Source organism: Humiphilus diazotrophicus, assembly GCF_059726315.1.
The window spans coordinates 2,963,360-2,986,158 of the sequence record NZ_AP040870.1; the positions used below are offsets into that span (position 1 = coordinate 2,963,360).

18 protein-coding genes are annotated in these 22,799 nt (G+C 50.7%); 6 read left to right on the forward strand and 12 right to left on the reverse strand.

From position 1 onward, the window contains the following. Window positions 1–72 precede the first annotated feature (72 nt). Together AC6I7T_RS12865 and AC6I7T_RS12870 are read left to right on the forward strand one after the other, a co-directional pair. Window positions 73–414, forward strand: coding sequence for a PadR family transcriptional regulator (locus AC6I7T_RS12865; RefSeq protein ID WP_497793861.1), 342 nt, complete (start codon window positions 73–75; stop codon window positions 412–414). Continuing rightward, a complete protein-coding gene (locus tag AC6I7T_RS12870) occupies window positions 414–3,080 on the forward strand; it encodes an ABC transporter permease (protein ID WP_497793862.1) in 2,667 nt (888 codons plus the stop codon). The genes AC6I7T_RS12865 and AC6I7T_RS12870 overlap by 1 nt, the downstream gene beginning before the upstream one ends. Window positions 3,081–3,148: 68 nt before the next feature. Here AC6I7T_RS12870 and AC6I7T_RS12875 read toward each other — a convergent pair whose 3' ends face one another. Next, the gene (locus tag AC6I7T_RS12875) at window positions 3,149–5,374 is read right to left on the reverse strand and encodes a glycoside hydrolase family 44 protein (protein ID WP_497793863.1); all 2,226 of its coding nucleotides are present in this window, start codon (window positions 5,372–5,374) and stop codon (window positions 3,149–3,151) included. A 1,134-nt stretch (window positions 5,375–6,508) separates the two neighbouring features. On the opposite strand from AC6I7T_RS12875, the gene AC6I7T_RS12880 reads away from it, so the two are divergent. Further along, window positions 6,509–10,306, forward strand: coding sequence for a virginiamycin B lyase family protein (locus tag AC6I7T_RS12880; RefSeq protein WP_497793864.1), 3,798 nt, complete (start codon window positions 6,509–6,511; stop codon window positions 10,304–10,306). Between the two features lie 298 nt (window positions 10,307–10,604). Here AC6I7T_RS12880 and AC6I7T_RS12885 read toward each other — a convergent pair whose 3' ends face one another. The 3 genes from AC6I7T_RS12885 to AC6I7T_RS12895 form a co-directional block, all read right to left on the reverse strand. Next, window positions 10,605–13,361 (reverse strand): ABC transporter permease, encoded by a 2,757-nt coding sequence (locus AC6I7T_RS12885; protein ID WP_497793865.1) that lies wholly within the window; start codon window positions 13,359–13,361, stop codon window positions 10,605–10,607. A gap of 25 nt (window positions 13,362–13,386) precedes the next feature. Next, window positions 13,387–13,710, reverse strand: a complete 324-nt coding sequence (locus tag AC6I7T_RS12890; RefSeq protein ID WP_497793866.1) for a PadR family transcriptional regulator — start codon at window positions 13,708–13,710, stop codon at window positions 13,387–13,389. Window positions 13,711–13,892: 182 nt separating this feature from the next. Then, the gene (locus AC6I7T_RS12895) at window positions 13,893–14,753 is read right to left on the reverse strand and encodes a hypothetical protein (RefSeq protein ID WP_497793867.1); all 861 of its coding nucleotides are present in this window, start codon (window positions 14,751–14,753) and stop codon (window positions 13,893–13,895) included. Window positions 14,754–14,781: 28 nt separating this feature from the next. Here AC6I7T_RS12895 and AC6I7T_RS12900 point away from each other — a divergent pair, with 28 nt between their 5' ends. Together AC6I7T_RS12900 and AC6I7T_RS12905 are read left to right on the forward strand one after the other, a co-directional pair. Then, complete coding sequence (locus AC6I7T_RS12900) at window positions 14,782–15,009, forward strand: hypothetical protein (RefSeq protein ID WP_497793868.1); 228 nt, start codon at window positions 14,782–14,784, stop codon at window positions 15,007–15,009. Window positions 15,010–15,015: 6 nt separating this feature from the next. Beyond that, a complete protein-coding gene (locus AC6I7T_RS12905) occupies window positions 15,016–15,465 on the forward strand; it encodes a tyrosine-type recombinase/integrase (RefSeq protein WP_497794602.1) in 450 nt (149 codons plus the stop codon). A gap of 499 nt (window positions 15,466–15,964) precedes the next feature. Here the strand turns inward: AC6I7T_RS12905 and AC6I7T_RS12910 are convergent, their stop codons facing one another. From AC6I7T_RS12910 to AC6I7T_RS12925, 4 genes are read right to left on the reverse strand one after another with little or no spacing between them, the layout of a single operon-like run. Beyond that, window positions 15,965–16,939: a tetratricopeptide repeat protein gene (locus tag AC6I7T_RS12910; protein WP_497793869.1), complete on the reverse strand. Its 975-nt coding sequence runs from the start codon at window positions 16,937–16,939 to the stop codon at window positions 15,965–15,967. Next, on the reverse strand, window positions 16,926–17,981 hold the full coding sequence (locus AC6I7T_RS12915; protein ID WP_497793870.1) for a hypothetical protein: 1,056 nt from the start codon (window positions 17,979–17,981) through the stop codon (window positions 16,926–16,928). The genes AC6I7T_RS12910 and AC6I7T_RS12915 overlap by 14 nt, the downstream gene beginning before the upstream one ends. Window positions 17,982–17,998: 17 nt before the next feature. Further along, window positions 17,999–19,027 carry a hypothetical protein gene (locus AC6I7T_RS12920; RefSeq protein WP_497793871.1) on the reverse strand — a complete coding sequence of 343 codons (1,029 nt, stop codon included), beginning with the start codon at window positions 19,025–19,027 and terminating at the stop codon, window positions 17,999–18,001. Between the two features lie 28 nt (window positions 19,028–19,055). Further along, window positions 19,056–19,493: a GNAT family N-acetyltransferase gene (locus AC6I7T_RS12925; protein ID WP_497793872.1), complete on the reverse strand. Its 438-nt coding sequence runs from the start codon at window positions 19,491–19,493 to the stop codon at window positions 19,056–19,058. Between the two features lie 51 nt (window positions 19,494–19,544). Between AC6I7T_RS12925 and AC6I7T_RS12930 the strand changes: the two genes are divergently transcribed. Beyond that, complete coding sequence (locus AC6I7T_RS12930; RefSeq protein WP_497793873.1) at window positions 19,545–19,826, forward strand: hypothetical protein; 282 nt, start codon at window positions 19,545–19,547, stop codon at window positions 19,824–19,826. Here the strand turns inward: AC6I7T_RS12930 and AC6I7T_RS12935 are convergent. The 4 genes from AC6I7T_RS12935 to AC6I7T_RS12950 all read right to left on the reverse strand — a co-directional run bounded on the left by AC6I7T_RS12935 (window position 19,791) and on the right by AC6I7T_RS12950 (window position 22,798). Continuing rightward, complete coding sequence (locus AC6I7T_RS12935; protein ID WP_497793874.1) at window positions 19,791–20,381, reverse strand: hypothetical protein; 591 nt, start codon at window positions 20,379–20,381, stop codon at window positions 19,791–19,793. The genes AC6I7T_RS12930 and AC6I7T_RS12935 overlap by 36 nt on opposite strands. Before the next feature lie 106 nt (window positions 20,382–20,487). Further along, the gene (locus AC6I7T_RS12940; RefSeq protein WP_497794603.1) at window positions 20,488–20,898 is read right to left on the reverse strand and encodes a very short patch repair endonuclease; all 411 of its coding nucleotides are present in this window, start codon (window positions 20,896–20,898) and stop codon (window positions 20,488–20,490) included. A gap of 122 nt (window positions 20,899–21,020) precedes the next feature. After that, entirely contained in the window at window positions 21,021–22,082 is a 1,062-nt protein-coding gene (locus tag AC6I7T_RS12945) for a DNA cytosine methyltransferase (RefSeq protein ID WP_497793875.1), read from the reverse strand. Then, window positions 22,079–22,798 (reverse strand): MAE_28990/MAE_18760 family HEPN-like nuclease, encoded by a 720-nt coding sequence (locus AC6I7T_RS12950; protein WP_497793876.1) that lies wholly within the window; start codon window positions 22,796–22,798, stop codon window positions 22,079–22,081. Before AC6I7T_RS12950 ends, AC6I7T_RS12945 begins: the two co-directional genes overlap by 4 nt. Window position 22,799: the final 1 nt, after the last annotated feature.

A 22,799-nucleotide genomic window follows, 5' to 3' on the forward strand; every position in this document is an offset into this window, starting at 1 on the left:
TCCACATATTTTCTTTTCTTATTGCAGTCCCATAGGAGAGCTGATATATATGGGAACCCAATAGGAGATTTCATGGCCGACAAGGCAGATGTGTGGTTAGGAACCCTTTCTCTCATGATTCTGAAGACACTCGAAACCATGGGACCGTTACATGGCTACGGGGTTGCACGGCGCATTGAACAGACCAGCGGAAACTTGTTAGTGCTGAATTACGGCACACTCTACCCTGCGTTGCTGAAGTTGGAGCAGGAAGGGGCCATCTCCTCCGAATGGGGAGTTTCGGACAACAATCGTAAAGCCAAGTTTTATAAGCTGACCCGCTCAGGGAAAAAACAGCTCGAACGTGAAACTCGCGATTGGACACAAACAACTGCAATACTGGAGCGCTTCCTCTCTCCAGCGCAGGAGGGCTAATGGGAAAGCTCAGAGCGCTGTGGTTACGTTTCTATGGAATTTTCACAGATCGGCGTGGCGATCGGGAATTTTCAGCCGAACTGGAAAGCCATCTCCAGATGCATATCGACGATAACCTTCGCTCTGGAATGAATCCGGAGGAAGCGCGTCGCGATGCCTTGATAAAGCTCGGAGGAGTAGCGCAGGCAAAACAGGCCTATCGTGAACGCTGGACTCTTCCTTCGCTTACCAATCTTTCACGAGATTTGCGATTTGCATTTCGACAGTTACGAAAGAGTCCGGGATTTACAGCTGCAGCCGTACTTACGCTGGCATTAGGCATTGGTGCAAACCTGACTGTGTTCCTGATTCTGTATGGAGTATTGCTAAAACCCCTGCCATTTACACATCCCGAACGGATCGTTCGAATTGAACGCCTTTTTCCGAATGGGGCTGAAAGCGAAGCATACACAGGGACGGGAGCCCTCTTCTTCAGGCGCATGAGCCGGGCGCTCGATTCGGTTGCTGCCTATGACTACTTACCAAGTCATGTAAACCTAGTCGAAAATGGCGAAGCTGTTCCTCTGGATGCACTTCGTGTAACTTCCGATTTCTTTCGCGTCTTCGCCGTTTCACCCAAGCAAGGCCGGGGGTTTACCCCACAAGATATGCTTCCGAATACTCCCGGCACAGCCGTACTAAGCGATTCAATTTGGCGGAACCAGTTTGGAGCAAATCCTGGCATCCTCGGGCACTCCATTATTCTTGGCAATAAGCCTTATACCGTTATCGGCGTGGCTGGCCCAGAGTTTCGGCTCGATTCCAAAGTGGATGTATGGATTCCGCTGATAATCGCAGAAGACCCGGAAGATCACAGTCATAATTACAATCTCGTTGCCCGCATGAAGCCAGGTGTAACGCATTCTCAAGCAGAGGCCGACTTAAGAAATGTTTTACTGGAATTCAAAGATGCCTATCCAAAACTGTGGCACCCAAATGAATCGGTACGGGTACATGACTACCATGACTCTCTGGTAGGAAAGATTCGCCCTGTACTAGTCATGCTGATGGGGGCTGTTGTTGTTGTATTGCTGATTGTGTCGGCCAACATACTGAGTTTGTTACTGACCCGTTCGATAGGACGCCGCAAAGAGATGAACCTGCGCGCGGCAATTGGTGCTACTGCGTGGCATATTTTGCGCCAGTTATTGGTAGAAAATACCATTCTGAGCTTGGCCGGAGGAATGATAGGAGTTCTTCTTGCCGAATTCGCCATTCCGATAATGATGCATATAAGCCCAATCCAACTCCCTCACTTCGCATTTCTGCGTTTCGACAGTTCCGCCTTGCTTTTTACAGTGGGTCTTATCCTTCTATGTGCCTTAGTTTTTAGTCTCGTACCCGCCATTGAAAGCAGACGTACTCAGCTTAGCGATTCCTTGCGAGCGAATTCATTGCAGGTTGTGGCTGGGAATAATCTCGCGCAGAAGTCTCTGGTTGTAGGCGAGGTTGCGCTTTCGCTGATGTTGCTTGTAGCTGCATTTCTGCTGCTTACAAGTTTCTGGAACCTGCTTCACTCTCCGTCAGGCTTTAGTGCACAGAATGTGCTCACCTTCCGAACTGGATTTACTGACGAGCAGGCAGCAAGCAGCGCTGCATATGGACAGCGCTTGGATGTATTGGTTACGCGGCTAGAGTCACTCCCGGGGGTGGAGTCTGCTGCTGCCGTAGATAGCTTACCTACGCAAGTTGTTCCCGATTTGCCCTTCGATATCCTGGGACGGCCTGCGGGACAACCCAATTCAAGCGGCGACGAAAAATATATGCCGATTACCGGGCACTACTTTGAGGCGCTACACATCCCGATTCTTGCAGGCCGAGCGCTCACCCAATCCGACACTCACAGCTCTGCACCTGTCCTAGTGGTAAACCAGCAATTTGCACGGACTTATTTCAAGAACCAAAACCCAGTGGGTCAGCATATCTTGATTGGCGCTGCCATGGGCCCGGGGTTCGAGGACAACATACGCGAGATCGTTGGCGTAGCAGGAGATGTGAAGCAAGAGGGACTGGATAAGCCCGTACCTGGAATTATGTATCTACCCTACACCCAAATCCCGGATAAACAGACACTCATGATCAACAGTTTCGTTGGAGCAAGCTGGGTAGTGCGCATGAAGTCTGCCTCTATAGATGTCGCAACACCTGCACGCGCTATCTTTATGGATAATGCCCGGACTCCTTTGTTAAGTGTCGAATCTATGGAAAATGTCGTAAACGCCTCAGTGGCTCAAGAGCGTTTCACGATGCTATTGTTATCCACCTTCGGACTGATCTCGTTGTTTCTTGGTGGAGCGGGTCTCTATGGAGTCATGTCCTATACAGTAACTCGACAAACAAAGGAGATTGGGGTCCGAATGGCGATTGGCGCACAGCGTGGCGATATCTTGCGAATGGTGCTGGGCATGGCAGGGCGACTGGTGGGGATGGGCCTTATCGTCGGCATCGCAGCCTCTCTTGCCGGAACACAACTGATTCGAACCCTGCTGTTTGGGATTGCTCCTCATAACCTGTTTACATTAGCTGTCGCCTGTGGGGTATTGCTGATGACAGGTCTATTTGCCGCATGGTTGCCTGCGCGCCGTGCAGCCTCCGTCAATCCGATGCAGGCTTTGCGAACAGAATAGGAATAATCGGACATATACCGGCCTGGCCGGTATATGTCCGATTATGTCTTCTCTTCAGATTTATAGAATCAATGAACGTCGATAGTGGTTACGCTGTATGCGGGTAGGGTCACCATGAACGATGATCCACTCGCAGCCGAAGTGCCACTCGGCACTGGTTCAATTGTGGTCTGTCCCGATGCTGTAGCAGCCGTCATCTGATACATGTGGGCTGTACCCGATAACGTGAGTCCTTGGATTGCCGTCACCTGAGAGGCGGATGAACGATTGATTGCGACGAGCACAGCGCGTCCTGGGGTTGTACTATCCGTGCTAGCATAAACAACCACATTTTGCACATTACTCGAAGTCGATTTCACTGCAGTGTCACCGAAATTAGCAGTGGAACCATCAAAGCCACGGAATGCACGGAAGCCTGCGAGAGCATAAGAGTAAGTTCCGCTTGGTGGCCAGAAATTGGCAGCGAAGACACCCTGGCTACCAAAGATGCCAAGGTAATCGGCCTGAGCGATCGTGCCAGCGATGTGATTCCATCCACCGCCCTCATATTCGGTGATGGCGATCTTCATCCCTGGAAACTCAGAATTAATCTTGGATTGTAATCTTCCTAAAATATAGACGGGAGCATTACCCAAGACCTGATTAACCCATGGATTGCTGTTGTCAGGATCAGTGAAAGTTGTGTCCCAGAGATTACGCGGACTCTGCACGATCAGCTGTATTTGTGCATCGGTAAGAGTTGAACCGGTAAGGCTGGTAACACGTGTGCTATTGGAATCATAGTCTTCCGGATACCAGTGAAAGTCATAGACATCGACTAATGATCTGCCATAGGTTTTCGATGCAGCGCTTATCTCTTGTAGATATTTGTCTGTGAACCAGTCCGCCCCAGAAGGTGTAGCAGTCATCGAGGCCTGCCAGTTGTACAGACCAAGGAATCCGTAATGCGCAGGACCGAAAATGACTACATTAGGGAATTGATCCTTTAGAGCTTTGGTCATGGTTATTGTCTTTGTGATGTAATCTTCGGGTGTAATGCGCGTTGATCCCTGGACTTCTAAATGAGTCGTGTTCCAGAGTTCAGGCTCGTTATCCAGGCTCACAAAGGTGGGCAGTGTCGTGCTTGAGCCAAAAATTCCGCTCCCTGGAAATTTCTGATCCATAGCCCACAGGAACTCGTCCATATAGACATAAGCATCTGTTGTCGATGGTGTGGTCGTGAAAGCAGCGCTTGTCATTGTGCTCTTCTTGTCCACAACCGTCTTGAAGCGTGTCATGTCCGGAGGATTGCTTACACTGACAGAACCATTTTCATCCCCAGCTACCAGGCCTTGAAGCTGAACAGTCATTACCGTTGACCTATTGGCCGCACGATCGGCGGCAATGGTTGGACGTATGGCTTCTGCTGGAGTGCTGCTGCTACTCAGATAATTGTCATTGTTATATACGTAATCGCTACCGGCATTCGAGGCATTGGTCTCCCAGTTATAGGCAGTCCAACGATTCCCGCCAAGGCGATTGAGTGTGAGATTAGGTGGAGGATTTGTGATTTCAGAATAGGAGTTGACCCCATAGATCCATGGCGAAATCGAAAGGGTCTGGGAAGGATCGAGAAGAATCGTTACATCGACAGGTGTAGTAGCTGGCGTCGCAAACACCTTGGCTGAATTTGGACCTTCTCCGGCAGAATTTAGAGCCGAAACCTCATAGAAATATGTCGTACCGTTAGTCACGGTCGAATCGGCAAAACTGGTAGCGGCGGAAGTGCCAACTACGGTAAAGGTTCCTGTATTGGTTGTAGCTCTCTTAATGTAGTAGCTCGTGGCCGTTAAGCTTGAAGTCCACATGAGTGTAATCTTCTGGTTTCCAGATGCGGCAGTCAGATCTGCAGGCGCCGATGGGGTGCTATTTGCGCCGCATAGGGATCCATTAAGGGAAAACACTGCAGGAGTAGAATTGAGGCCGCTATAACTGGCGACAAATCCTATGCCACTTACGGTGCCTCCTGCAGTAATGGTTCCGTTATAGCTGGCATTCGTGACTGTAACGGTCTTGCCGGAAGTACTGGCAGTTCCACCCCATAGGCTGGAAATCTGCTGATTCCCGGAAAAGTTCCATTGTAACGTCCATGCATTGAGTGCTGTTGTTCCGGTATTCGTTATTGAGATGGCTGCCTGAAAACCTCCAGACCAGCTGCTCACGTAGGTGTAGGACACGCTGCACGTCGAAGCATAAACAGCACTGTGCAACACGAATAAGACTAGACCAGTCAAGAACAAGTGAAGCTTTTTCACACCTATACCTCGCTTGCGAAGTTATGAAATACCGGTCCGGTATTTCTTCTTCAACTCGATCTGGGCCAAATAATTCAGGAGATAAGATTTGCTAGACACAGCTGCGCTAACTGCTCTTATTGCTATCTACAGAATAGTTGCGGCGCGGCGCTCTTTTTAATAGAGCATCTTCGTCCAGACCATTGCGATCCTTACAGCTCACAATGTTTCATAACAGTCTCAACGAGATTGCAGCAACCTGGGGTCCAGCGGAACTGCCTTACTAGTTCCGATTGAACGCGGGCAATTGTAGGTCGAAACATGAAGGCGTGCAAGAGGTAAATCTGTTAACTATTCATAAATATGCTTAATGCCGATTTTGCCAACCATATTTCATTGAGAAGCTTCTAACCGTCCGCCTATTTTCACTCCTGCGGTAAAGTTATTGATCTCACGAATAACCTCTCTCTTGTCCAAGTTTCAGCTGTTTGCCTCTTCTCGGATCGAGTACCAATAAGCCTTCCTTATGATCCGTTACAACATCCACCCGAATCGCCATTTGGATCAGCATGTTCTCCTGTCATCCCTTGATAGAGCATAATGTGAGATTTGAGGGGCTTAAGCATCTCCCGCGCCAGATGCACCCTAAAGCACAGAGACTGTGACAGTCTTCAGCTTCCTCAACGTGCTGGCCCTCAAATCTGTCACAGTATCAGCGCCACTTTGTTCATGATCGATGGAAGTGAACTAGGGATCAGCCTGTAAAGCCCGAAGCACACACCAATCGGATTCTTTAAGAAAATCTAATTACTTTTGTTTTGCAGAGGGAATGCGAAGAGCTTTTCTGCCTGTGAAACCGTATATTCACACCGTCAGCTATTTCTTATTTCGTAACACTACAAGGCACACTTCTAGTGATATACGAATAAAGACCGAAGCGAAATCGCTTATGATTGACGAATTTCCGTTATAGTGTCATAGTCGGTTCTTGCTCTGAAAGCACCCTCAGAGCAATCCCCCAAAGCAGATGATGCGCCAACGATCTTGAAGAAGATCCGTTCCTTAACGGAAGACGAAAGTACTATGAAGACTTTATTTACGCAGCAACAAACTTTCTACGGGCTGCCTAGGATGCGCCCTAGATATTCTCTGTCCTTGGCTATACTTGTTATGCTCTTTTATTCCTGGAGCACAGCGAGCGCGGCTTGGGCAGCTGTCGCCAGTGTTCGAACCAATGGGACAAATGAAACGATCTCGACAGGAAACATCGCGTTACAGGCTCCTGCGGGCGTTGCTATTCATCCTGACGGTACGCTTTACATATCAAATACGGGTTCAGCGCAAGTTCTTAAGGTCGCTTCCGGCGGCTCCGTCTCTTCACTTGCTATTACAGGACTGACGTCTCCAAAGGGACTCGCACTCGACAATGGGGGAAATCTTTATATTGTCGATTCTGAAAACAACCGTATCATCAAAGTAACTCCCGACGGCACGCAATCTACCATCGATATGGGCGGAATCACCTTGGCCGGTCCTTATGGCATTGCCGTCGATGCATCGAACAATATCTATATTAGTGAACCGGCAAGTGGACGCATTCTTCTTGTTCCCGCGACGGGAACCGCCTCCGTTTACAGCATCACCGTCACGACTCCACTGAACAGGCCCAGCGGCTTGGCTGTTGACCGCACAGGAAATCTTTACATTGCGGACAAAGGCAACAACCGTATCGTGAAGGTCTCTGACGGAACAGGTACCGAAATTGCCTCAGGTGAAACCTTCTCCGGACCTACCGGAGTGGCAATCGATAATAACGGCACTCTCTATGTCTGCAACGAGACAAGTGGACTCATCAGGAAGATCGACACCAACAACAATGTTTCCAGCTACACCTTATACGGTTACACGCTTACGACACCAGGAGCAGTCGCCGTCGATCCTTTCGGCGCACTCTACATCGCAGACACGGGTAACAATCAAATTCGTAAAACGCAACAGCGTAGTGTCGGTTTTGGACACGTAACCCTGGGCACCACAACGCCGACCACGCACAGTCTGCAACTCGCAATTACAGCAGGAATGCAGATTGATAATATTCAATTTCTTACAAACGGCACTGCCAACCGGGACTTCAAGCAGAACAGCGCAACCACGTGCACAGCAACCACCTACAACAGCACCACGACGTGTACCGTCGCTGTAGATTTTCTGCCTTTGGCCTCGGGTCTGCGTCAGGGCGCTTTGGCTGTTTCCTATCACTTTACGAACCCCACTTTTAGTCCGGGCCAGCCAGGAACCCTTTCAGCTCATCCCAATACCGGCATCACCAACAATGTTTTAACGATTCCTCTCTTCGGTATTGCAGACGCTTCCCAGGCGATCCTTTCGCCTTCGGTGGCCGGCGTCATCAGCACCGGAACAACATCCATTGCCAACACTTACCAGGTGGCCGTCGATGGCAATGGAAACATCTATGCCGGCAGCTACACGGGCGCAACCGTATATAAGATTCCAGCGGGAGGCGGTAACCCCACAACCGTTAATACCGGAACCTACACCATTGGACTAGTAACTGGCATCGTTTTAGACAGCGCCGGAAACCTATACATCGCCGATCATAACTCTTCCGTCGTCCTGCGGATCACACCCTCTGGCACTGTAACAGCCATGACCATCACGGCCAATTCGCAGAACATTTCCGTTCCAACCGGATTGGCGGTGGACGTTTCCGGCGATATCTACGTTGCAGATTATGGCTCTGGACGCATCGTTAAGTTCACACCACCTGCAACCACCGCCTCTACTGCAACGGTTACAGGAACTGTAGTGAACTTCCCAGGCATTACCTTCAATAGCGATTCCATTTATGGGGTTTCTGTTGACACCCTCGGAAATGTCTACACGGCCAACGCAACAAACGTCATCTATCGGCTTTCCCCCGCTGGTGTAGTCACCACAATTACGCCAACAGGCTTAACTGCGGCGATTTCGAGTGCAGGATCTCCCATTGTGGATCCCTTTGGGAATATCTCCCTCACCGACATCAACAACTCCCGCTTGATTTCTCTCGCCAGCGACTTTTCCGGCTCACTGCTCTCTGTGGGCGGACTGAACAACTCCCTGGGGATGGCCTTTACCCATACCATCGATGCCAATGGCAATATCTACTATCCTGACTGGAGTTATGGGCGGATCGTTTTTGTTCAGCGCACGGCCGGCACACTCTCCTTCACTTCCACCACTCAAGGAATCACCAGTTCCGATAGTCCAAAATCTGTCGTTGTTACAAATAAAGGTAATCTGCCGCTCGCTTTCACAGCAGCAACGAGTTACCCGAATGACTTTGTTCAGAACAGCACGGATACAAATCCTTGCAATCCGAACACCTCCCTGACCTTCGAACAAACTTGTAACGTCGCCTTCAAATTCAAACCACAGACCAATGGAACGCTGACCGAAACGGCAACCATCACAAATAACAATGCAAACCAGACGAACGCTACACAACAGATCACACTGAATGGCACCAGCATCTATCCCGGAGATACCACGGCAACCGCCATTACCGTCACACCTTCGAGTGTTTCCCTCGGCTCTCCGATATCGATTACCGTTACGGTGACCGATACCACTGCCGGCAAAACTAACACTGTTCCCACAGGCACGGTAACGATCACCGACACCAGACCGGACGGATCATCCACCACTTTAGGTGGAGGGGCGTATTTTCTGAGCAATGGTTCGGTAACCTTAAGCAATCTTGTTCTTCAAGGGATAGGTTCCCACATTATCTCGGCAACTTACGCCGGCAGCGCGAACAGCTTCCTGGCAAGCGCAAATTCTACCGGCGTTACAATCAGCAAAATTGTTCCCACCCTTAGCTGGACGCAACCTTCGCCCATCACGTACGGAACCACACTATCTTCCGTCTTGAATGCGGCGGCAACCAGCGGAGGCTCAACAGTTCCTGGTACCTTCACCTACACCATTCTGGGTACCGTTGTATCAAAAACAACGGTAATTGCCGCAGGCACTTATACACTTATGGCAACCTTCACCCCAACCGATACTGCTACCTATACTTCGCCTTCCACGACTGCCACTCTCACCATCGACAAAGTAACCCCAACGGCAACACTGGTAGTAAATACCAATCCGGTTCTGATCACCAATGCGGTTACCTTTACTGCGACAATATCTTCTACCGCGTCAGTTGTGACAGGAACCGTCATTTTCCATGACGGAACAACTGCTCTGGGAACCGTAGCTCTCACAAATGGCAGTGCATCCTTCACGACGAGCAACCTTTCAGCTGCCACTCACTCCATCACGGCAAGTTACGCAGGAAGCAACAACTTTAACTCTGCCACAAGTTCCGCCATTGCCGAACTCGTGCAGGATTACACGCTTTCGATAGGAAGCGGTAGCAGCGGCTCAGGAGGCAGTAGCTCTGCAGCCCCGACACAGACCGTTGTCCCGGGTGGAACGGCAACTTACGCGATCGTGCTAGGCCCCTCCAATGGAACCACCTTCCCCGCACCAGTCACGCTCTCTGTAGCGGGTGTGCCAACGGGGGGAACAGCAACCTTGACACCAGCGGTTCTGTCTGCTGGCTCTTCGTTGACAAACGTGACCCTTACGGTAACATTGCCGAAGACCGTAGCCAACCTTCAGTCACCTCGCAGTCCGGCCCGCGCTATCGCACCGATGTTACTGGGTCTTCTTCTGATGCCCTTTGCCGGGAGGCTCCGTAAGGCAGCCAAAGGACTCAGAGGAACAGTTGGCTCACTCGTCCTTCTGCTTCTTGGAACCGTTCTGCTCGCTGGCCTTTCCGGCTGCGGCTCATCAACTAGCGGTTTCTTCGGACAAGCACAGAAGAGTTACACCTTAACGATCACCGCCACTTCGGGCACAGTCTCACGCTCGACCAATGTCACCTTGAACGTTCAGTAACGACAAAAGGAGCGCACTATTATGTTTCGACTGATCCATAATAGTGCGCTCTTTCCTTTGGATCCTTCTAGCATCGGCCTGTAAGCAAGCGGAACATCAATGGAGCTTGCACCATCTATCCAGGACTCAGCGTAGCTGACAATTACCCTCTCGACACGTTCAAGCCTCGAATTCCCCTCTCGTCCCAGATAACACCGCTACTTACCCGGTCATGGCTTCTCGTCCACTGTGCTGTTCACGCCGAAGTGTAATGAATGTCCTACATTGAACAGGTCAACTTAGGGTTCAGCTATGCGCATTATTCATAACGCAATGCTGCCATAGGATCGACAGTAGCCGCTCTGCGCGAGGGTAACCATGCCGAAAGAATAGTGACAAACACAATCCCTAACGTTGCGGCTATAAAAACTGTAGGATCGAATGGATTCAGCTGATAGAGTTGGGCACGAACTGCACGCACAGCGGCAAACGCGAGCGGCAGTCCAAGCGCAAGGCCTGCAGCCAACAGCATGAGGGATTCGCGTAGAACCATCCATTGGACACCCGAGTCACTCGCACCTAATGCAATGCGGATACCAATTTCGCTGGTACGGCGAGCGACGTTAAAACTCATCACTCCATAAAGCCCAATTGCGGCAAGCAAAACAGCCAAGCCTGCAAAAACAGCAGTCAGCCTGGAGATCAGCGTTTCACGACTCATAAACGTATCCAGATGCTCCTGAATCGTACGCACCTGCAGGATGGGTAAGTTAGGATCGAGGTTTGTTAAGGTACCACGAAGGCTACTCACCACCGTCTCGGGATCACCAGCTGTGCGTAGCAGAATAGTTGACGCAAAAGCATCCCGAATTCCTTCACCATGCTGACCTACGATCTGCGCGATTGGTAGATAAACCATCCGCTGAGGATCCTCACGCGGACTACCTGACTTGGTGTCGCGTGCGATACCTACAATCTGCCAGGGACCTTCAACTGTATCGATCGCGATCTTCACCGTATGGCCGACAGCATCTCCATTCGGAAAGAATTTCCGCGCAATGGTCTCGTTAATGACGGCAACCTTCATGCTGCTGGCGGTATCGGCTGGTGTAACGGCGCGTCCGGCGATGATCGAGATTCCGGCAGTTTCGAAATATCGGCCCGACACACGGTTCAATACTGAGCCCATATCCTCTTTCGGGCCGGGAGTGTATCCGGAAAACGAAAGTGACGATGTCCATGCACCAAAACTGATGGGCGGAGCCGCGGAGAGCGCCGCCGCGCGGACACCAGGGATAGCCGATACGCGTTCAATCAGCCGCTGATTCAGAGTAGGCGCCTGCTCAGGCTTGTAACCTGCAATTTCCGGCGCGATTCCGGCAATCAGCAGATAGGTGCGCTCAAATCCGAAGTCCTGATTCTGCAGATTGCGTAGCGTTCGCAGGAACAAACCCGCACCAACTAGGAGCAGTAGGCAGAGAGTGATCTGCGCAGTCACCAGTGCTTTTGGCCACAAGCCAACGCTGCCCACGGATGTGCGAGTGTTAGCATTCAGAGCTGGACTGGCGGAGCAACGGCCGACATAAAGGACCGGAGCTAAGCCAAAGAGCAAGGCTGCAATAATCGACACGCCCAAGGTGAAGAGAAGAACATCGGCATCGGGGCGCGCATTTAGCGGCGTATACGTCGCACCCTTCGCGACAAATGCAATGAGCGCACGCGTGACGCCAAAAGCTAACGCAAGACCGAGCATACCTCCAGACAACGACAGGATGAGCGCTTCCATAATGCTCTGCCGCACAATACGTGCGCGACTCGATCCCAGTGCAAGCCGCGTAGCGATCTCACGCTGACGCACAGCAGAGCGGGCTAGCAGAAAGTTAGCGAGATTCGAGCACGCAATAAGAAGCACGACACCTACGATCACCATGAGTATGTTGAGCGAGTCTCCGTATTTACGGCCAAGCGACGAGACTCCATGGGAGGCAGAAACGAGCGGAACAGTGAGACGTTCTATCTCCTGGCGGCGATCATTCGAAACATTTGCGCCCTCGCCTGCAAGAACGTAATTACGAACCTGGCGATTGAGCCAGTTCTGATCTGCGGCGAGAGATGATTGCAGCCTTCTCCGGGCCACCATGTGCAGCATATAGAAGGAGCGCGGCTCCAGCATGCCGGACTCCAGAAAGATCTCCCGAACCATAGTGCCGGGTACCCAGAGGTCTGGCGGCTCCAATTCTTGCTTAATACCATGGAACGCTTCGGGCATGACACCGATAACCGTAAAGGGTGTCGTATTCAATGTAATGGTTTTGCCTAGAATAGCGGGATCGGAAGAGAGCGACTGTTGCCAGAAGTGATAGCTGACGACAACTACGGCACTGCGATCGGGAGCGTTAGCATCGAACGGAGCAATAGTACGACCCAGCATAGGTGCGGCACCGAGCACCGAGAAGAAATTGCCGGAAACAAGATTAGCCGAAACCTGGATGGCCGCCGCTGAATCATGTACGCGTAAATTGACCTTAGGAGCAAGACTGCTGAAAGCTGCCACCCCTTGAAATGGACCGGGATTCGTTTCAAGCTGTTGCGCGAAATCGTAAGTGAACATATCGGCCGTGCCAAGATCGACACCACCCAGAACTCCGCCAGTAGTTGATTGCCCGAAGGTGACGAGTTGCTGTGGATCGCTGACGGGCAGACTTTGGAGCAGGACCTGCTGGATTAATGTGAAGATCGCCGTATTCGCACCGATACCGAGTGCGAGCGAGAGCACGGCGATAAGGGTAAAGCCCGGGCTACGCAGGAGCACGCGAATGCCATGCCGCACGTCTCGCCAGAGTATCTCAATCATCGATTCCCATCCCTCTGAACGGATGCGGTGTGCGACTGCATTCGTACTGCCCATTTCCACGTGGGCCGCATGCAATGCCTGTTCGGCGGACATACCATGGCGCTGCTTGTCCGCAACCGAAGCATCGACAAATCCACGCAACTCTTCATCAATCTCGCGCTCCACCATCCGGCTACGAAATAGAGAACGCATCGCTCGTGCAACGTTAGCAAGCAGTCCCATCGAATTCCTTTCCGAAAAAGGATGATCAGGCTTCCATAATGCGGGCGATCGCCGAAACCTGTCGGTTCCATGTGGTGGCTTCATCGGCGAGCGCTTTCCTGCCTCGATTGGTTAGCGCGTAATACTTCGCGCGCCGATTATTTTCGCTGGCGCGCCACTCGCTTTTCACTTGTCCAGCACGTTCCAGTCGGGCCAGCGCAGGCAACAGCGACCCAGGATTCACGCGAAAAACTCCCTGACTTACCTGCTCAATACGCGTGGCCACGCCGTATCCGTGCATCGGTTCAAGCATAAGCGTCTTTAGAATCAGCATCTCTAGTGTGCCTTGAACAACATCTCTTTGGCCCATCCTGTTTCCCGCTCCTCTTGATAATCGAGAGGTTACATTTCTTCTACTTGACCGTCAAGAGGAGAGTACAGCATGGAAGTTGAAACATACGTTCTCGGATCCGTTTGATCATGCTCAGATACGTGACGACTGTTGTGTAGCTCAAATCCTCCTTGTTCATGCTGACTTGGCCAGGGGTAGCGTTATTTCTGGGCAGTTGGACTAAGTATTATCGGATCTATCTTGATCTCGGAGCCCACTGGAGTCGCAATAGAAATGATCCCTCGATCATGAAATACCACTCGCTGGGAGGATACCAGCCCCTGAATTCCCGGATACTTCTCAGCGGGATGATAATCACACCAATAAGCTATAACTCTGATCAAACGGACGGACGTGTCTAGCTTCTCATGAAGAGCTTGCGCACCATAAGCAAGAAAGAAAACCAATGAGACGATTCCGATGAAATCTCCGGTGGTCCAATAGAACTTGCGTTCGTTCTTCCGGTTGGCTTCGCGCAGCTTATAAATCCAATTCGGTTTGAGAAATCCCAGAAAGGTCTCAGTTAACTGTAGAAAATGAGCCGCGCAGAAATGAAAGAGAAGCTTTCCTAAGATTACCAAGACGCAATATCCGAGTAGAACCAGAGCGGTTATGAGCGCAGCCATGGGTACATACTCCAGCGCCGTACAAATCTGAACAGTATCTGGAAAATCCTTCACCGGCATCCCCAGGGCAACAGCAACCCGCTGCTTCGCTGCAACTAAGCTAAAAAAGAGGATCACTACATTGACGAGCGCAAGGATGGATCTTCCCAAATTCCTCTTCCAGAAGAACTTCAAGTAATCGTAATGTCTCAACAAAACGCCTGCCGCACAGAGCATCAGGGAAAGATTCGCAAAAAGGAGATATAGCCAGAAATGGTTGGCGAATAGCTTCGTAGTCAAGAGCGTGGCGCAGAGGGTTATCGTTGCACTGATATACAGCCATTTCGCAATTCTCTCCACATTCATTCTTGCGACTATTCCCTCAATGGGAAGCTCAGACGAAATTAGCTCTGACATTTTAGTGCCTTATCCATGCTTTTTGTCTATGAAGAATTGTAGAGACAATCCTATCTCAGCGGTACGCACCGCAGCGAAGCGTCTGCGTACGCCGGACATTCTTTCTGCCGAAGAGTTCCAGGCCCTGATCCAGAAGCTGCGAGTGATGGTCCTGCTGTCAGGAGGCACTGGACTTCGTCGGGGAGAGCTTATTGCTTTACGTTGGCGCGATATCGACTTCGCGCTTCGCCAGGCGAATGTCACCCATTCTGTTTAGCGGAATATCGAAGGCGATACAAAGACGGAAGCATCCCGAAAACCTGTACCTCTGCATGCTTCTGTTGTCGCGGAGTTGAAGCGGTGGAGAGAAGAGAGCGCCTATAAGGAGGATGAGGACTATCTGTTTCCCTCGATCGCCAAGAACGGTAAGCAGCCGATCCAGCCAGACATGGTATTAAAACGCCATATTCGCCCTGCGTTGAAGGAACTTGGAATTACGAAGCGGATCGGCTGGCATAGCTTCCGCCATGGATTTGCAACTATGCTGCGGCAGCACGGGGTGGACATCAAGACCGCCCAAGAACTGCTGCGCCATGCAAATTGCAGAACGACGATGGAGATCTATCAACAGTCGGTTTCCGACGAAAAGCGGTTGGCACAAGAAGTGGCCTTCCGAGGGCTGCTCGGAAGCAATTCACTATCGAACCTTTCAGCACCTAGCAAGGAGGCATGAAAGAAGCGGTCATGCTTTTAAGTATTGGATTTTATTGGGGATTTGGTGGACCTGGTCGGGATCGAACCGACGACCTCTTCCATGCCATAATTCGGCCGGATCGTTAACCGTTGTATTTTCAAGGCCCTGATCGCTCCAGAAATGCCCAGAAACGCCCCTGAAAACGGCTTTTGTTCCCGAATTGTTCCCAGATTTCGATTGATTGTTCCCATGCTGTAACTTATTGATTTTATTTAATTTACAAGTCAATCCTTAAAATGGTAGAGGTCATCAGTTCGGATCCTCAAATCCAGCTGGGAGGGTGGATTTTGTTCATAAATCTCGTTTGTTCATGATTCATGAACTAGATATCATGTGAACGGAAGCACTTCTCTATGCCTGCGCCTGGGGCCTACTCTCCCACCACTCGTGAGGGGAGAGATACTTGCTGTTTAAGGCTACTGATCGGATACTAGCTTCAAAGTGCAGAGCCAGCTTCCGAGGAGCTTGACCCTTGAATTCAAGCTTCCCTGGCCGAATTTTCAACACTAACCCATTCGCTTTCTTTGACAGCACCTGGTCTAGAACGCCCTGTAATGATGTATTGCCAGGCACCCCTAACGTCACCCAATTGAACTGCGATTCTGGAAAGGAGGTAATAGGGGAATTGGTCCTGATCCGACACTTGAAGTGACAGCTCACAGTATTGCTTTGCCTGCTCCAACAAAACAGGCTTCTCTCTAGCAGAAGCGAACTTAACCTGAAGCAATCGTAGTTGAGCTAAGTTCTGTAAGACCCGAACAGAGTTCGGAATGATCATCAATGCCCGATCATAGAAGCCTTGCGCCTTTGCCCAGAAGTCTCTGCGAAGCTCTGCGTCATCAGTATCTCCCTGTCTCATCCATGTAATTCCAAGACCATTGAGGGCTTCGAATCTCAACGCCTGCGTAGACTCAGTTTGCGCATCGGTGTGGTTCAAAATATGCGTGCCAAGGTCCAGGGCTTTCTTAGCGTACGCGGGGCGCAATGATTTATCTTCGGCGCGACCAGCTAACACAGAGTACAAGAAGACTTGAACTGCCTTGACTTGGAGCTGAAAGCTTACGTCATTAGACTTGGCAGCATTCTGCATTGCCTTGTCCAACTCCGCTTCAGCACACAGATAATCATTTTGTGTGTAGTTTTTGATGTGCGCATAAGCAAGTTGAAGAGAAATCTGTTCTGAAAGTTCATTGCCTCCACTCTTGCGTAAATCTTCGAAAATCTTAATCGATTCCTGCGTCTTCCGCAGCTGTGTTTTCGTTACACCCAAGTAAAACTGGGCGTTGCGAAAAGACGGATCCGTCGACGGCATCGCACTGAAACTTGCTTCAGCCTCCTTGAGAAAACGGACGTTCCCTCCTGCGAAATAGGCACGAAGAGAGCGCTCCCCCAACCAAAAATTCTGTTGGGCGGCCTTTCGTTCTGGGTCAGCTGTACGCCTAAACATCGTCATATGCGGCCGAAGACCTCACAATCACATCATAAGCGAAATCGAGCAGATCGCTCCGTTGCTGACTCGGCACTCCTGTCCTGACGGCCTGATCTCGATAAATCTCGCCCCCTTCGTCTCGCCGCTTGATCACGGCGAAGATGCTGCCGAGGGGACTCAAACCATCGAACCCCCCGCTTATACGAATCTTAGGCTCTCCCCAAAATTTTGCGATGGCAGAGAAAGGGATCTTAGTTCCCCCAAGCTCCAAGTCTTCAATTGGTTCCAGCTCGTCGCTAAATGTCGGCATATTGCGAACGAGACTTGCCGGCATTACGCCAGCAGGCGATAGCGAGGGGTTCTGCATGCGCGAGCGAGCATGCATGAAGATAATTGAGAGACCGCGTGAAATCTCCTCTGATGGGGTGCTAAATTCATGAAATAAAATGGCTTTCCGGCGGCGCAGAATCGATTTGGCGATGGTACAGGCCAGAACAATACTCAACAGCAATACCACGAGCCAGAAGAGAAATTCGACCCATCCTTTAATCCGCTCGATCCACTCTTTCACAGCGGCAAAGAATCGGTCGAATTTCTGGGCATGAAGAGTCCGATCAAGTCCCGAAGCAGCGATCTTCCGTGTGTCTTCGTGGAAAGTCACACTCGTTGTGGTGGTTCGATATATCTCTTCGGCTTTGGGTTGAATGTCATTATCTTCGTATAATTTAGCTGCGTTAATGTGTGCCGCTTCTCCTTCGAGTTTTTCGGCGTTAATCTTACTTCTCGCGTTCTCAATGCCGGCGAGGGCTTGCATTTGGCTAAGCGGGTCTTTGGCAGCGGCAACAAAGTGCTGCTCGGCCTCTGACCAGTTCTTGAGTCTCATGTAGATTTTGGCCATCTCCAGATCGGCGTTAACGTATTTCTTTTCTGGATGATGCTTCTTCCGCAGAACACACTTGCAATCCATTGCCGATAGGACAGATGGCATCACAGAGATTGCAATCATGACGAGCACTGCCGCCACGGCTGCTTTGCCAGTCGTCCATTGTTCGGTCAAGCTGAACATTCAGACTTTCTCGAAAATCAGGATTGCCTCGTGCTTGTGGGGGCGCTGTTGCGAGGGTGTAGATAGGGTACTCTAGAAATCAGTAAGGGAATATACCCAATCTCCCGAAATCCGGTCTCGATTGCTAGGCTCCGTAAAGCTCCTGCATCAGGTTTTCTCCGCCCGCTGGAGATATTCACCACTAGTTTTCCGCCTATCTTTAGAACTCGGAGACTCTGCTGAATCACAGGCTCCAGAAATCCTGTCTTCCACGAATCGTAGTCCGCATATTTGATAAAGCTTTGACTTGCCTCGTCGGAGTATCTCTCCCAATCGAAATATGGAGGACTTGAAAAAATCAAACTCGCAGAAGAGCTTGGAATCGAGCACATAACATCCTCGGCGCACCCTGGAAGAATCTCCGCTGTACCCCGGGGTGCTTGTTCTCTAATGCTCATCAACATAGATTGAAGCCCGGCAACCTGTGCCGTACATGGTTCGATTCCTATATACGCACGTTTCATCGACAACGCGCCCAGAAGGCGCCCCCCATATCCAGCTGAAAAATCGACTACAGTGTCGGAATCTTTAGAGAAGTGATGCAGCACGGCCCTCGCAACTGTAGGGCGAAAATTTGAAACGCTCGCAGTACCAGGGTAAGTCTTGAGCATTCGTCGCAGTGTTGCAGGATTTGCTCCGAATCTGTCTGGCCAGATTGTCCATGACCGACGAATCGCAGCTCTCAGCAAACCGTCGTCATGAAACACGTCATAGGGGCTAAGATATCTGCTGACACGAACCGACCACATGTGTGGTTGAAAGTAGTTGGCGAGTCTAAGTCCAATCGTAGAGCCACCCAGGCCAGTCTTGTTAATCGGAGCGATCGATTGGGAAACAAGGTTTCGGTATTCGCGGGTGATTTCCAGATGCCCCAGCTTGTAGTAAGGAAAACCAGTATACCGCCAGTATTGAAAAGCACTCTCGATTAGTTTGGCTCTCTTACGATGACCACACGACTGCCACTCCCGCCCTCTGAGACTTAGAACTCCATCGCTTACCTCATTCATTCGTGCTCCATTACTACTCCAATCTGCTCTACAGCAAGGATCGTATCATCACTGCTGATCGCTTTAGCAAAGGGCTTGTTATGTCAGAATAAACGGTAGCCGAGGGAGGTAGTAGTTCGCGTCGGATTGGTGAGAAGCCAAATTTGCGGAAGAATCGGCTGTTCCAAAACATGACCAGCGCGACCACGAACTGCGATCCGGTACTACGAAGAGCATCAATTCTAGCCTGCATCAACCGACTACCGACGCCCTGTTTTTGCCATTTTCGCCTGACGGCTAGGCCATAGAAGTAAGCTCCTTCCTCGTACAGCGAGGTTCCTGCACAACCGATGGGTTCATCGTCCTCCCAGGCAATCAAAAACTCGTCATGTGCATAAGCGTCACGAATCGGACGGTTGAGTTCCTGATGTATTGTTCTGATTTGGTTTACGTCCAATTGCGTGGCTTTGCGGATCTCGATTTCCATGCTCCTTGGTATCCTTTAGACGGGATTCTATCGGACTCTTTGGGGCTTACGATGAGCGACGAGCGCAAAAACCTCAAGTCGGACACCACCTCCACCGAGGAAGCTGCGGAGAAACTTCGTTCCCAAATGGAAATGCTGCAATCGAAGTTGAACGCGGTGAAAATTGCCTACCACAACCGAACGGAGCTTGATGGCAAGGTCCCTGAATACGAGGATGTAGCTGCGGTCGCAAAAAATCTCATCACAACTAACTATCAGCTGCAAAAGCTTTTATACGGAGAGGTAAAGATGAAACTCTCAGTAGCAAAGCTGTTGCGTGCCAGCAACAGGTAGGCCGATGGGCCAACCTGTCACTTCTACGGAGTGAGATTCTATTTCGACTGTCCTGATCCCCTTAGCTTGATCCGCAGATGCCGGTCCGGAAAGCTGTACCTGCCGTTGTAGCGGAACACGCTCATCCCGAGCCATATACCACCGTAGCGAAATAGAGAAGCTCAGGATCTGCTCATATACGGTGCTCAGCTGAGATCGATAGAAAAATCCATTATACGTTGGCGCGATGTTCCGATTTCCCCAAATCCGGAAATTGATCGAGGAACTCCAAGTCACGGCGAAGTTGGTTTGTGTCGGCAGCACAGCACTTGCAGGGCCTCCGAAATACATGTCACCTTGGCTATCACTCACCAGCGTGAAGGGAGTCTTCAACGTCGGCGGCTCTATCTTTCGCTTGGTGCCACCGATCCATCCAGATCGCGCGTCAGCAAAGCCGCGATGCCTTGGCGGGCTTGGCAGCGTTACCTCCACGCAATTTGCAGGCTTCTTTGCTTTGACGTCTGACCCAGAAACGGGCTCGATCTGTTTTGCCCAATTATTCTTAGCATTTCCCACTTTTTCGCTAACTCGCCATAAACCTATATAAGATGGTGAGCGGATCGTCGCGACGAATAAGTAGGAGTTGTGGTGCTTTGAGAATCTTGATAATTGGTGCCGTTCATCAAGTTCTAAGGGCAGCCCGCAATCTACTCTCTAGAGAGAGGTCGTCGATTGTTTCGCACTCCCATATCTGGATCACTGACCACCCAGACTGCATCAAAGCATCTACATTGCGACGATCGCGCATAACGTTTTGTTCGAATTTGTTGGCCCAGAAATTTACCCTCGTTTTAGGTAGAGTCGCTTTTTTGCAACCGTCATGTCGATGCCAGAAGCATCCATGAACGAAGATGGCCGTCCTATACTTGGGCAAGACAATGTCGGGCGTTCCTGGAAGGTCTTTTCGATGCAGTCGGAATCGAAAACCTAAAGCATGGAGAACTCGACGAACTGCGATCTCCGGTGTCGTGCTAGAGCGCCGAACCGAACGCATAATCTTGCTTCGGGTTGGATCTACATCTACTGACTTCATGATTTCGAAGGAGGAGCGAAACCAAAGATAGCTTTGAATACGTTTCACGGCTTACCTTATTTGTCTTCAACAGGGTAAGCAGCATACGCCTGCCATGCGTTATTAAAGAGCTCGTCTTTGGATCACACCACAGTTTTTCGGGTGCTGCTCTTAATTTGTCGAACATGCTGTAACAGGCTTTCCGCGACAATCTCACCGATTCGGACAGGCACGGCGTTGCCAATGAGCCGGCCCAGGACGTTGTAGCGTACTTTCTCCCCCTTCGTCAGGAACTTATATGTCCGCGGAAAAGTCTGTAAAAGAGCAGCTTCTCGAAGCGTAATCGCTCGGTCTTGCTCCGGATGTCCGAATCGTCCATTCCCGTAGCCAAAACATTGAGTCGTAATGGTCGGAGCCGGCTTATCCCATTCCATACGTCCATAGACTGATGGATAGGTTGTCCCAGAGTCTTTTTTATGGCACTCAGCCAAGAGACTCTCATCCCAATCGCGCCAGGTCCCGCCTGGAGTGGATGCCTTGATCCTGCGGAGGTTTAGCTCGCTCAGTTTGCAAGCCGAATGTAAGGGATCAGTTGGATCGAAATCGCCAGCGCTCAATTGCGGCAAGGAAGAAATCGCTTGTCTGACAGTGGCTTTTTTTCTGCCTTTTAAATTTTGGGGAGAAACCAACTCGATCGGACCGAATCGGGAAGCCAGCAATACAAGCCGCTTACGTGTCTGTGGCACACCGTATTGAACACAATCGATAGTCTGCCAAGATATGTGGTACTCGCTCAAACTGCTAGTCAGTTGATCGAATACCTTGTGATGAACTAATTGCGGCACGTTCTCCATCGTGACTAAATCAGGCTTGGCTTCGCGTGCTAAGCGAGCGAAGTCAGATACGAGGTCCCAGCGCTTTTTACTTCCTGGGTGTTTGCCCTTCTGACGCCCATACGTAGAGAAGGGTTGGCATGGAGCGCAACCCGCAAGTAAAGTGTATTTGCCCTTGGTCCACAGAGAGCACACGTACTCTCCTGATACAGAATGAACGTCCATCTCGAGGAACTTGGCACTATTATTCGTTTCGTATGGGAAACGGCATTCTGGGTCCAAGTCAATACCCGCAACGACGTGAACGCCTCCTTTCGCGAGACCGTGAGTGAGCCCTCCAACGCCACAGAAGAGATCAACGCACTCGATCATGGACGCCTCGCGGGATCGAGATACTCGTAACCATCTATGTATGCACGAAAGCCAGCAATGATTTCGCGCAAATAGAGAGCGGTTCGCGCTTTGAGGTCGCGTAAGTCTATAACGGTTACTCCCTCGCCGCATTCTGAAAAAGAAAGACTGCCATGCCCCAGTCTATTGCGAAGGTCCTTGACCAAGGCTAATGGCCCTTTGTCATCGCGGACTGGCTGCTTCACGCTACGGAGAGCTTCCTGACTGAACTGCAGTTGAAGCCCGAGACGTTCGGCAATCTGCTGTATCACCAGGTCATCAATGTTGTTACGTCGTTCCAAGCTGAATTTCAAGAGAGGCAGTGCATTGATGAGGTGCTCGCAGACTTCAACGGCACTGTTCAAACGATGCTCCGCCGTAAGCTCGAGGTGAGTGCGAGCCGTTGACCGAATCCATTCTCGGCGAACAAGCGTTGCTAAATCGCTCGGTTTCCAACGACCACTTTCGGTGGCCGCGCTACAAACGGCATCGACACACCAAGTAATGGTAGCTTCCACGAGGTTGTAGAGTTGGATATAGACCGACGAGTAGAGGATTTTTTGCTGCTGGGTCGTGATGGAAGATTCACCAATCTTCGGGGGACCGATGGCGACTTGCTGCTCCAAATGCTCCAATAAATCCAAGTAAACCTCAATCTCTTGGAGGCGTTCTTCAAAAGACTGCGTCAGTGGGTCCATA

Bases quoted from the DNA above. Each gene is read 5' to 3' on its own strand.
- AC6I7T_RS12865 (WP_497793861.1), top strand. From the start codon at position 73: ATGGCCGACAAGGCAGATGTGTGGTTAGGAACCCTTTCTCTCATGATT.
- AC6I7T_RS12870 (WP_497793862.1), top strand. From the start codon at position 414: ATGGGAAAGCTCAGAGCGCTGTGGTTACGTTTCTATGGAATTTTCACA.
- AC6I7T_RS12885 (WP_497793865.1), bottom strand. From the start codon at position 13,361: ATGGGACTGCTTGCTAACGTTGCACGAGCGATGCGTTCTCTATTTCGT.
- AC6I7T_RS12890 (WP_497793866.1), bottom strand. From the start codon at position 13,710: ATGGGCCAAAGAGATGTTGTTCAAGGCACACTAGAGATGCTGATTCTA.
- AC6I7T_RS12895 (WP_497793867.1), bottom strand. From the start codon at position 14,753: ATGTCAGAGCTAATTTCGTCTGAGCTTCCCATTGAGGGAATAGTCGCA.
- AC6I7T_RS12900 (WP_497793868.1), top strand. From the start codon at position 14,782: ATGAAGAATTGTAGAGACAATCCTATCTCAGCGGTACGCACCGCAGCG.
- AC6I7T_RS12910 (WP_497793869.1), bottom strand. From the start codon at position 16,939: ATGACGATGTTTAGGCGTACAGCTGACCCAGAACGAAAGGCCGCCCAA.
- AC6I7T_RS12915 (WP_497793870.1), bottom strand. From the start codon at position 17,981: ATGTTCAGCTTGACCGAACAATGGACGACTGGCAAAGCAGCCGTGGCG.
- AC6I7T_RS12920 (WP_497793871.1), bottom strand. From the start codon at position 19,027: ATGAATGAGGTAAGCGATGGAGTTCTAAGTCTCAGAGGGCGGGAGTGG.
- AC6I7T_RS12925 (WP_497793872.1), bottom strand. From the start codon at position 19,493: ATGGAAATCGAGATCCGCAAAGCCACGCAATTGGACGTAAACCAAATC.
- AC6I7T_RS12930 (WP_497793873.1), top strand. From the start codon at position 19,545: ATGAGCGACGAGCGCAAAAACCTCAAGTCGGACACCACCTCCACCGAG.
- AC6I7T_RS12940 (WP_497794603.1), bottom strand. From the start codon at position 20,898: ATGAAGTCAGTAGATGTAGATCCAACCCGAAGCAAGATTATGCGTTCG.
- AC6I7T_RS12945 (WP_497793875.1), bottom strand. From the start codon at position 22,082: ATGATCGAGTGCGTTGATCTCTTCTGTGGCGTTGGAGGGCTCACTCAC.
- AC6I7T_RS12950 (WP_497793876.1), bottom strand. From the start codon at position 22,798: ATGGACCCACTGACGCAGTCTTTTGAAGAACGCCTCCAAGAGATTGAG.